The organism is uncultured Ruthenibacterium sp., assembly GCF_963558415.1.
Taxonomy (GTDB): domain Bacteria; phylum Bacillota; class Clostridia; order Oscillospirales; family Ruminococcaceae; genus Ruthenibacterium.
Window position 1 is genome coordinate 1 of the sequence record NZ_CAUWGY010000078.1, and the last position, 11,275, is coordinate 11,275.

10 protein-coding genes and 1 other annotated feature are annotated in these 11,275 nt (G+C 44.2%); of the genes, 4 read left to right on the top strand and 6 right to left on the bottom strand.

All coding sequences use genetic code 11. From position 1 onward, the window contains the following. Window positions 1-153 precede the first annotated feature (153 nt). Entirely contained in the window at window positions 154-939 is a 786-nt protein-coding gene (locus tag AB5H98_RS10905; RefSeq protein ID WP_367925927.1) for a C39 family peptidase, read from the bottom strand. 127 nt (window positions 940-1,066) lie between these two features. Then, window positions 1,067-1,630 (bottom strand): phosphate propanoyltransferase, encoded by a 564-nt coding sequence (pduL, locus tag AB5H98_RS10910; protein WP_367925928.1) that lies wholly within the window; start codon window positions 1,628-1,630, stop codon window positions 1,067-1,069. 109 nt (window positions 1,631-1,739) lie between these two features. Between pduL and AB5H98_RS10915 the strand changes: the two genes are divergently transcribed. Then, on the top strand, window positions 1,740-2,321 hold the full coding sequence (locus AB5H98_RS10915) for a uracil-DNA glycosylase family protein (RefSeq protein WP_367925929.1): 582 nt from the start codon (window positions 1,740-1,742) through the stop codon (window positions 2,319-2,321). 350 nt (window positions 2,322-2,671) lie between these two features. Then, window positions 2,672-3,469 carry a hypothetical protein gene (locus AB5H98_RS10920; protein ID WP_367925930.1) on the top strand — a complete coding sequence of 266 codons (798 nt, stop codon included), beginning with the start codon at window positions 2,672-2,674 and terminating at the stop codon, window positions 3,467-3,469. Between the two features lie 39 nt (window positions 3,470-3,508). Here the strand turns inward: AB5H98_RS10920 and ilvA are convergent, their stop codons facing one another. Further along, window positions 3,509-4,717, bottom strand: coding sequence for a threonine ammonia-lyase (ilvA, locus tag AB5H98_RS10925; protein WP_367925931.1), 1,209 nt, complete (start codon window positions 4,715-4,717; stop codon window positions 3,509-3,511). A gap of 128 nt (window positions 4,718-4,845) precedes the next feature. Between ilvA and AB5H98_RS10930 the strand changes: the two genes are divergently transcribed. Continuing rightward, window positions 4,846-6,027 carry an ATP-binding protein gene (locus AB5H98_RS10930; protein ID WP_367925932.1) on the top strand — a complete coding sequence of 394 codons (1,182 nt, stop codon included), beginning with the start codon at window positions 4,846-4,848 and terminating at the stop codon, window positions 6,025-6,027. A 37-nt stretch (window positions 6,028-6,064) separates the two neighbouring features. Here the strand turns inward: AB5H98_RS10930 and ilvC are convergent, their stop codons facing one another. The 3 genes from ilvC to ilvB all read right to left on the bottom strand — a co-directional run bounded on the left by ilvC (window position 6,065) and on the right by ilvB (window position 9,327). Then, window positions 6,065-7,081, bottom strand: coding sequence for a ketol-acid reductoisomerase (gene ilvC, locus AB5H98_RS10935; RefSeq protein ID WP_367925933.1), 1,017 nt, complete (start codon window positions 7,079-7,081; stop codon window positions 6,065-6,067). Window positions 7,082-7,149: 68 nt separating this feature from the next. Then, a complete protein-coding gene (gene ilvN, locus AB5H98_RS10940) occupies window positions 7,150-7,653 on the bottom strand; it encodes an acetolactate synthase small subunit (protein ID WP_367925934.1) in 504 nt (167 codons plus the stop codon). Window positions 7,654-7,665: 12 nt separating this feature from the next. Further along, entirely contained in the window at window positions 7,666-9,327 is a 1,662-nt protein-coding gene (gene ilvB / locus AB5H98_RS10945; protein ID WP_367925935.1) for a biosynthetic-type acetolactate synthase large subunit, read from the bottom strand. 49 nt (window positions 9,328-9,376) lie between these two features. Continuing rightward, window positions 9,377-9,628: a binding site (T-box leader), on the bottom strand. A 142-nt stretch (window positions 9,629-9,770) separates the two neighbouring features. On the opposite strand from ilvB, the gene AB5H98_RS10950 reads away from it, so the two are divergent. Then, window positions 9,771-11,275 (top strand): DEAD/DEAH box helicase (locus tag AB5H98_RS10950; protein WP_367925936.1); only part of this gene is annotated, 1,505 nt, incomplete at its 3' end.

An 11,275-nucleotide genomic window follows, 5' to 3' on the forward strand; every position in this document is an offset into this window, starting at 1 on the left:
TTCCCCGCCTGACATGGTTCATGGAGCCCCGTCGCACAGGGCCCGCCCTCTGTATACCGAACAGTACACACCTCGCCTGTCCAGTAACAAATCACATTATAATATAATCCTGTTCAAATTGCAAGAAAAAGCCTCACCTGATTTTTCAACTTATCAATCATGAATCACAACCGCCCGACTTCCAAGCGCTAAAAAAGAAGTCAAAAAATCTTCTTTATCCATAAGTCTTTCTCCATTAAGTGGATCGGACAATACGCACTTGCTTTCTCCCAAAGCGGTCAATACTACACAATGTACATTGGCCAGTGCACGAATTGTTTCTCCAGAACGCTCGTCAACCCATTCAAAGCTTCCTTCGCGTGGCTGCTCTCCATCAATCGTAATCCATACAATCACGGGAATTTCTTCCGATAAATATTGTCGCAGTCCCGCCTCGGTAACACCAGTAATATCATAAGCATAGTAGGAGCTGCCTTGTTCGCTTAAATATTGATTGGCTCCTTCCACCAAGGGCTCCGCAAAACAATAAAATCCTCTTCCGGTCGCAGGATCCCCTGGATATGCGTTCTCCGGATTTATTCCATATCGGACACCGTCCTGTTCCCAAAAATCTGCTCTTGGAATATATCCATAGGCCAAATCCAACTTGTCCACAGAATAACCATAATATTGAAGAACTGTAGCTAAGCTAGAAGCCTCGCAACCATTTGGCAATTCCGGTAACTGCATGACCGGTTCTACGCGCAAAGGATCTAAAATATATCCTTTTACTGTTAAGAAACGATTTGCACCAAAGGTAAGCGATACTGTTAAAAGCGCCAACAATAATATCCAGCGAAAATGTTTTATTTTTGCTTTGTTTTTCGTATGTTCACTGCTTTTTGAAATTTGAGAATGTGAAGTACAAGGCATTTCCGGACTCTGCAAAACCGTTGTCATGTGTTTCCCCCCGTTTCTTAAACACATTTTATCGCTACTTTGTCTCCACAATGTATCTGAAACCCTCAATTTTTCAAAAACAAAAGCGGCAGTTTAAAAAACTGCCGCTTTAAATAACTTCTAAAAATTAGCGGATAATCTCACCGCTGTTGGGGCCGCCAGCCGCATTGCTCTCATCCGTATCAATGTGCATAGCTGTTGCAAATTTATCGCTAACACGGATCACAACATCATCAAACACAACTTTACGTCCTTCATTGCCCGTAGCAACCTTGACAATTTCTTTATCCTTTACACCGGCTTTTTCCGCATCTTCCGGAGTCATGTGGATATGACGTTTTGCTGCAATCACGCCTTCCTGAATCTCCACTTCACCAGCAGGTCCCACCAATTTGCAGCCAGCAGAACCAGCAATGTCACCGGACTCACGCACAGGAGCCACAATGCCAATCGAACGTGCATCCGTCAAGCTCAGTTCAACCTGTGTGGCAGAACGAACCGGTCCCAAAATGGACACATTCGGCAAAGATTTTTTGGGTCCAACCACTGTTACGCGTTCATTGGAAGCATACTGCCCCGGCTGAGACAGCTCTTTCTTAACTGTTAATTCATATCCAGCACCAAACAACGCCTCCAAATCCTCTTTGGTTACATGAACATGGCGCGCAGAAGTTTCAACTAAAATTTTCATATACATACATCCTCCTTTGTGGTTCATCTTTATTTTAGCAACCTGTGTTTCAAACTGCAAGGGTAATATGCTATAATTTAAAAAAGAGAAGATAGAAAAGGATGGTTCCATGGATTTCGAAACACTTCAAAAAACATGTCTTGCTTGCCGCAAATGCGGACTTTGTGAAACGCGCACTCACGTTGTTTTTGGGACTGGGAATCCACAGGCCGAGGTCATGTTCATCGGAGAGGGACCCGGTCAACACGAGGACGAGCAAGGACTTCCCTTTGTAGGGAGGTCTGGCCAATTATTGGACCAGTATCTCAGTGCTATCCATTTGGATCGTAAGAAGAATATTTTTATCACGAATATCGTAAAATGTCGTCCTCCCCAAAACCGGGACCCTTTGCCCAATGAGTGGGACGCTTGTATTCCATATTTACGCGAACAATTTCGTATCATTCGCCCCAAAATTGTAGTATGTCTGGGAAGAATTGCCGCACAACGTATTATTCGGCCCGATTTCAGTGTAATGAAAGAACACGGCACCTGGGTAAAAAAAGGAGAAACATATTTTACCGCTACGCTGCATCCTGCTGCACTTCTACGTAGCCCTGGCAATAAGCCCTTAGCGTTTGCCGATTTTGTGGCCATTCGAGAGAAAATCCAAGAGATATGTACTCACACTTATTCTGAAAATTCATTATAAATTCATATTTTTTGTAGCAAACTTTTTGTTTCCACATAAGATGGAACAAAAGGGGTGGTTGCTATATGCCGGGAAAAGCGCTTGATTTTTTTCTGGGATCTCTTTCTCCCACTGGTTTCCACAATTACTTCAAAAATGCGTACCCACAGTTGGAACAAGGGACGGTTCTTCTGCTCAAATCTGGTCCGGGCTGTGGAAAGTCCAGACTTCTCTCACAAATCAGCCAAAAATTACTCAACAGCGGCGAAACGATCGAGCGCATTCACTGTTCTGCCGATCCGTCTTGTCTAGATGGCATTCTATGTCCACATCTACACTTTGCCGCATTCGACGCAACGGGGCCCCACAATTTGGAACCGGATTATCCCCTTGCCTTTGAACGAATTGTACCCTTCTACTCATTTTTAGATTCGAACATTCTTTCCAAGCAGCGAGCACGGATTGCAGAACTTTCTGATACAAATCGACATGCTTCAGAACGTGCCGCCCGCTATCTTTCAGCCGCGGCCTGTCTTTTAAAGGATACTGAACGCTCTGCGCTTTGTTGTACGGACGTTGAAAAGGTTCAACGCTTTGCACGCACACTCTCCCATCGCTATTTTCCTCATCCGGGCCAGGGGGCCCAAGAAGACATTCGTTTACTGAGTGCCATCACACCGAACGGAATCGTCTTTTTTGATCAAACCATTTCAAAATTAGCCAAAAACATCATCGTCCTAGACGATCCCTACGGAGCGGTCGGAAGAATCTTAATGAAAGAATTGCGTAAAAATGCTTTGGAGTTGAAACACTCTGTTATCACCTGTCATTGCCCATTGGATCCGCCTGACAAAATTGACCATATCATTCTTCCCAAGCAACAAGTGGCTTTCGTTCTTTCTTCTTCATATTTTCCACTTCAGTTCACAGAGCAAAGAACCATACATGCCACACGCTTCATGAATCATGAGGGACTTGTCGCACGAAAAAAGAGAATTCGCTTCAATCAAAAGGCGTCCCGCGATCTTCTCGCGCAAGCAACCAAACTTTATAAAGAAGCAGAACAGGCTCGAACCTCGTTAAAGGATTGTTATGGATTTGCTTGTCGGGAAAAAGAACAAAAACAAGAGCTTTCTCGTTTAGAAGATGCTATTTTGTCTTCCTTATAATACCAAAAGACCTGTGAGAATATCTCACAGGTCTTTTTATTATCCATTTGTTGTCTGCACAATGCTAAATCCGGCTTTTGTCAATTCTTGTTTAATCTGCTCTACCTGAGCGTGGTCTCTTGTCTCCATACCAATATGCAGATAACAACTGGTGATTCTCATATTGGTATCCGCCTGGCTATAATGTACGCTGACTACATTTCCGCCACACCGACTAATAACCTCGCTAACTCCCTGAAGTTGTCCTGGTTTGTCCTCTAGCGCAATGGTCAATGTGCTGGAACGGCCAGCCATCATCAAGCCACGGGCAATTACTCGGCTAAGGATATTCACATCAATGTTGCCACCACTTAAAAGGCAAACTGTTTTTTTGCCTTTGATATCTACTTTATTATACATTGCCGCCGCAACAGCTACGGCACCCGCGCCCTCTGCAATCAACTTTTGTCTTTCAATCAATGCCAAAACTGCGGCCGCCGCCTCATCATCCGTCACTGTGACAATTCCATCCACATATTCATTGACCAGCTCATAAGTCAAATCGCCAGGATGCTTAACCGCAATTCCATCAGCAAAAGTCGACACACTATCCAACGTCAGCATTTTATGCTGCTCTAAGGAATCCTTCATACTGGGTGCACCAGCAGACTGCACTCCATACACTTTGCATTCCGGACGCAAATGTTTGATTGCATAGGCTACACCACTGACCAGTCCGCCACCGCCTACAGGGACCAAGACTACATCCACATCAGGCAGTTGATCTAAGATTTCTAAACCGACCGTTCCTTGTCCAGCAATCACTTCGTCATCATCAAAAGGATGAATAAAAGTATACCCTTTTTCTTTCTGCAATTTGCAGGCATATTCATAAGCCTCATCATAGGCTCCTTTTACTAGACACACGGTAGCTCCATAAGATTTGGTCGCCTCCACCTTGCTAATAGGCGCTCCATCCGGCATACAAATCGTACATGGAATATGATTCTCTTTGGCAGCTAAGGCCACTCCCTGAGCGTGATTGCCTGCACTGGACGCAATAACTCCTTTATTCCTTTCTTCCTCACTCAACTGGCTAATTTTATAATAAGCACCACGCACCTTAAAACTGCCTGTTACCTGTAAATTTTCAGTTTTCAAAAAGATATTGCTTTCCGTATTTAGCAGCGGAGCAGCAATCATATCCGTTTTTCGTGCAATTTTCTTTAAAACATAAGCGGCATGATAAATCTTGTCCAGCGTCAGCATCTTCCCACTCCCAGTATACATATTAGGTAATATTCTATCACTTTGACTCCGGTTTGCCAAGTAAAAACATTGCGGACTCCCTGGTTTTTGCTGTATACTAAAAAAAACGAACCGAAAAGAGGACCATCATGACACATGATATGCTACGTATAAAACTACATAGTCTTGTGATTTTTCGAGACCTTCTCAAAAATCCAGTTCTTGAAAAGTTGGACATTCTTCTCAAGGCCCCCACAGACGACATTTTTGCACTTTCCAGCGCATATGGTGCATTTGCGGCCGAACTGTTTCGCCATACAACCAACTGGAGTCAATTTTTGCTAGACGCCGTTTTGGAAGACGAAAACATCTACGTTCAATCTTTGTGCCGTACTCACTTGACTGATCCCGCAATGGAGGAATGTCTTTCGAAAGAACTTTCTTTTTTGCAGCAACTCTCTCTCTTGTCCCCCGAAATGATTGAACTTTCGGATCGTCCGGCTCTTTGGTACACACAATCGATTGATTTTGAAAAAACGTATCGTCAGCGTCTTCAAGAACTTCCTAAACGCGGATATGGAATTTTTGCACGTTATCATGTTTTCACCGTACACAATGGTGAATTGGTACCGGTGCGCCATCCCGATCCTCAATCGCTGGATGAACTATCCGGTTATGAAGAAGAACGCGGAAAAGTAATTGCCAATACACAGGCTCTGTTAGCCGGAAAACCTGCTAGCAACGTTCTTTTATATGGGGATGCTGGCACAGGAAAAAGCAGTACGGTCAAAGCCATTGCCAATGCGTTTGCTTCAGATGGGCTGCGTTTAATTGAAGTAAAAAAGGCACAGCTTTACCAAATTCCGGATATTGTAGAACGCTTGAGCTACAATCCTCTAAAATTTATTCTTTTTATTGACGATTTGAGTTTTTCTTCCAATGACAATGATTTCTCGGCTTTAAAGGCCATTCTTGAAGGAAGCGTTTCCAGTAGAGGAAAAAATCTAGCCATCTATGCAACTTCCAATCGGCGGCACCTAATCAAAGAAAGCTTTGCCGACAGAGATGGGGATGAAATTCATTTGGCAGATACTATGCAGGAACTTCTCAGCTTATCGGCCCGGTTCGGATTGACCGTTACCTTCTCTCGGCCTGACAAGACATTGTACGCTCACATTGTGGAAAATCTTGCTGTGCTCTATGACATTGAGCTTCCCTTGGATGTGCTGATGACAAAAGCAGAAGCTTTTGCGTTACGCGCCGGCGGAAGAAGCCCCCGTACCGCCAAACAATTTATTGAACAGCTCAAAGCACAGGCTGCCGATCAATAAAAAAGAACCGCTGGATTTCCAGCGGTTCTTTTTTATATTATTTGTGCAGCCAGCTCATCATTTTGCGCAGTTCAGCGCCAACCTTCTCTACCGGATGTTCTGCCTCACGACGACGCGTTGCGAGGAACTTTGCCTTGCGGCCGCCCGCAGGGCTCATCTCCTGCATGAACTCGCTAGCAAATGTACCATCCTGAATCTCTGACAAAACCTTCTTCATCTCTTTGCGGGTCTCTTCAGTGATCAAGCGTTTGCCTGTGCGATAGTCGCCATATTCGGCCGTATTGGAAATCGAATACCGCATTTTTCCGAAACCACCCTCGTTGATCAAATCAACGATCAGCTTCATTTCATGAATGCATTCAAAATATGCCATCTCGGGCTCATAGCCCGCTTCCACCAATGTATCAAATCCCGCATGCATCAATTCACACACGCCACCGCACAGAACCGCCTGCTCACCGAACAAATCGGTCTCGGTTTCTTCGCGGAAGCTGGTTTCCAAAATACCTGCACGGCCAGCACCGATTCCACATGCATAAGCCAGAGCAATGTCCTTTGCTTTTCCAGAATAATCCTGATATACCGCAATCAAGCTAGGAACACCTTTTCCCTCTACATACTGGCTGCGAACCGTGTGGCCAGGACCTTTCGGAGCTACCATGATCACATCCAGATTTTTTGCCGGCTGAACGAAATTAAAATGGATATTGAAACCATGGGCAAACATCAGAACATTGCCTTCCTCCATATAAGGAGCCACCTGTTTATTATAGATGTCCGCAGCCAATTCATCCGGAACGAGCATCATTACAACGTCGCCCGCTTTTGCGGCTTCTTCAATTTCCATGACTTTAAAATTGTCATGACTTTCCGCAAATTTAGCCGCTTTCTCCCAATGACCGCTGCCTTTTCGCAAACCGACCACAACGTTTACACCGCTCTCGGCCAAGTTCATCGAATGAGCATGTCCCTGGCTGCCGAAACCAATCACGGCAACCGTTTTTCCATCCAGTAAGCCCAGATTGCAGTCGCTGTCATAGTACTTTTTGATCATAATGCATTACTCCTCTATAAATTATATTTTTTTTACCAAAGGGCATGGTTTTCCATGCCTGAAGATACTTATTTGACACTGGGATGTTCTTGAATTCCGCCACGTTCCAGCGCAGTTACACCTGTACGGCACATTTCCAGGATTTTATACGGAGAGAGTACATCTAAAAATCCATCAATTTTATCTGGCTCTCCTGTCAACTCCATTACCATACTCTCACGAGATAAGTCAATAATTTTGGCTTTATAAATTTCTGCGATTTCTCGAATTTCACTTCGCTTTTTTTCATCGGCCTCAACTTTCACTAGCAAAAGTTCACGGAACAAACTGTGGGATGGATCCAATGAAAAAATCTTCTGTGTTTCTTCAAGACGAGCCGTCTGCTTAATAATCTGTTCCAGCACCTTCGCGTCATCATGAACCACAATTGTGATACGAGACGTTTTCGGATCGTCTGTTGTTGAAACCGTTAGGCTATCAATATTGAATCCACGGCGGCCAAATAAAGAAGCAACACGCGTCAAAACACCAGAATGGTTATCAACCAAAATGCTCAATACTTCCTTTTGCATCTTTCCGCCTCCTCAATCCATAATCATATCTTCAATGGTTCCCCCTGCCGGAATCATTGGAAGCACTTTTTCATCCTTATCGATCACACATTCAATCCAAACCGGCCCTTTGCTTTTAAGTGCCTGTTCAAAAGCCGCAGAAAATTCTTCAACACTTTCACAATGATAACCCTTTGCGCCAAACCCTTCCGCCAACTTTACATAATTGGTTTTTCGATGTGGATCTGTACTTGAATAACGCTTATCATAAAATGCTGTCTGCCATTGACGAACCATACCCAAAACCGTATTGTTAAAAATAACAGTAATGATGGGAAGCTCGTAGCTGACCGCTGTGCAAGCTTCATTCAAATTCATATGGAAAGAGCCATCTCCTGTTAAATGAATGACCGGTCGATCTCCAACCGCCAACTTGGCTCCAATCGCAGCACCATATCCAAATCCCATAGTGCCAAGGCCACCACTGGTCAAAAAACTGCGGGGACGAACATGGCGGATATACTGTGCTGCCCACATTTGATGCTGTCCTACATCTGTAACATAAACCGCGTCCGGACCTGCCAGCTCACAAATCTTACCAATAAGCTGATGCGGCATGATTCTGGTATCGCTGTTTTTGGGATGATAATCTTGTGCTTGCCAAGACTGAACAATTGCCATCCAATCCGGATGCTTTGCAGATTTTACCAATGGCAAAAGTGCCTGCAAAACTTGTTTTACATCTCCAATCAAGCTGTAATTCACATCTACATTTTTATTGATTTCGCTTGGATCGATGTCAATTTGCAAAATCTTCGCCTTTTTCGCAAACTGTCCCGGATTCAAAGCTACACGATCTGAAAATCGTGTCCCGATTGCCAAGACCAAATCCGCCTCATTGACTGCCCAGTTAGTAGTCCGGTTTCCGTGCATTCCTAAGAGGCCAAGATTCAATGGATCGCCATAACTTAACACCCCAGCGGCCATAATGGTATATGCCGCAGGAATTTCTGCCTTTTGCGCCAAAGCCAGAAGCTCTTCTCCTGCCTGTGAGGCGGATACACCACCACCAAAATAAATAATAGGTCTTTGAGACGAGTTGATCATTTCGGCTGCATGTTCCAAAGCTTCTTTTTCAATAGATGTATTATATACAGGCACCTGCGGTTTTTGTGGATAAAATTCCGCCTTGGCTGAAGTAACATCTTTAGGAATATCCACTAACACGGGGCCTTTTCTGCCTGTCTGTGCAATGCGGAATGCATCGCGTAAAATATCCGCCAACTCTTCAACCTTTCGGACCACAAAATTGTGCTTAGTAATTGGCATCGTGATTCCTGTAATATAGACCTCTTGAAAACTATCCTTTCCAATCAGCGAAGTTCCTACGTTACCAGTAATTGCTACCATTGGAATGCTATCCATATAAGCCGTTGCAATTCCTGTCACAAGATTCGTTGCGCCCGGTCCGCTGGTCGCCAGCACTACACCTGTTTTCCCTGTAGCACGTGCATACCCATCTGCAGCATGAGCAGCTCCTTGCTCATGTGCTGTCATCACATGATGGATCTTATCTCTATAATTGTAAAGAGCGTCGTAAAGATTCAGCACAGCGCCGCCTGGATACCCAAACAGCGTATCTACGCCTTGTTCCACCAAAACTTCTGCAAAAATATCCGCGCCTGTCATCAACATTCAGATACGCCCCCTTCTTACAAAATAAAAAAGCCCATGTCTCCTCACATTCAGAGACAAAGGCTAAAAAGCACTCTGCGGTACCACTCTGCTTGCCACTGATCAACAGTAGCCGCTCAACGCGCCTGATGACAGACGCGCTTACCTGATAACGGTGGTTTCCGTCCTTCCCTACTAGCACATAGCTTTCGACAAGGCTGCTATGGAACGAGATTCACATGGACTGTACACCGCACTCACACCACCGGCGGCTCTCTTTCGTACAGCGGAACATGCTACTGCTTTCCGTCACTGCATTTTGTGTTATTGTTCTACATTATAACGAAACAGTGTTCACTTGTCAAACATTTTTTGATAAAAACTTCTCTTGCCGCATCGATTGCTCCATGGTATTCTAAAAAGGGTCGTGGATTCGGTTATACTTTGGTTTATGGAGATAAATAATGGATGCAATCAAACTTTCTGTACGAAATCTTGTAGAATTTGTGCTTCGGTGCGGAAGCATCGATAGTCGGTTCTCCGGTTTTGACCGCGCCAACGAAGGCAGCCGCATTCACAGAAAACTTCAAAAATCTGCTGGTGAAAATTATCATTCCGAAGTTTTCTTTCGTTCACTCCGCCAAGTCGACGGTAAAAGCTATTTACTCGAAGGCCGTGCAGACGGTGTGATTGAGGAAAATGGGAACTATATTATTGATGAAATAAAAACGACTACGGTACCTACGGAATTTCTTACCGAGGACTTCAATCCCATGCATTGGGCGCAGGCCAAATGTTACGCTACTTTTTTATGCGAAGAAAAAGAACTTGAAAATGTCGTGATACAGCTTACTTATTATCAGGTGGACACGGAAGAAATTATTCGATACCAAAAGACGTTTTCCCGTTCACAGCTTCAACAATTTCTTACGCAGACCCTTCGTCTTTATGCGCCGTGGGCCGAATTAGAGACTACCTGGCGTCAAGTTCGAAATAATAGTTTGCGTTCTTTGACATTTCCCTTTTCGGATTATCGTCCTGGACAATATCGTCTTGCTCGTGCAGTTTATCTTACAATTTGCGAAAAAGGTCGTTTGTTTGCTTGTGCTCCCACCGGAATTGGAAAAACCATATCTACTCTATTTCCCGCCTTAAAAGCACTGGGCGAAGAACAAGGAGAGCGCATTTTTTATCTGACTGCTAAAACCATTACAAGGCAAGCAGCAGAAGAAGCTCTCTCCAAAATGCGCTCTCACAGTTGTAATACGCTTCGATTGAAAACGCTCACCCTGACCGCGAAAGAGAAAATATGTCCCATGGAGCATACGGAATGCACCCCGGAAGCATGCCCATTTGCCCAAGGATATTATGACCGAATCAATGACGCTTTGTATCAATTTTTGACACAAACCGATGAATTCACACGGGATTCCATTTTGTCGTTTGCTGAACAGTACAAGCTTTGTCCGTTTGAACTGTCTTTAGATCTTTCCAACTGGTGTGATTGCATCATTTGTGACTACAACTATTTGTTTGATCCTGTTGTCAGTTTGAAGCGATTTTTTAGCGATGGCGGTGATTTCATCTTTCTTGTAGATGAAGCACATAATCTGGTTGATCGATCAAGAAATATGTATTCCGCACGATTATGCAAAACAGATTTTTCTAAGGCCAAAAAAATGTTGGGAAAAGAAGCTAGCAAACTAAAAAAGGCGCTTCTCAAAATCAATCGGGCATGGCTGGCCTTACGTCAGGAACTTTTAGACCAGAAGGAACGCACACTTCTTTTCCCTGACGGAAAAAAAGAGTTTGCACATATTCTCCCTTCCTTTTCCTCCGCCGCTGAAGAATGGTTGAAGGACCATCGCACCGGAGAGGGCCATGACACGATTCTACAACTTTACTTTGACGTCAAATTCTTTCTTAAAATCTGGGATCTTTACGACGAACATTTTACAACGTTACTTTC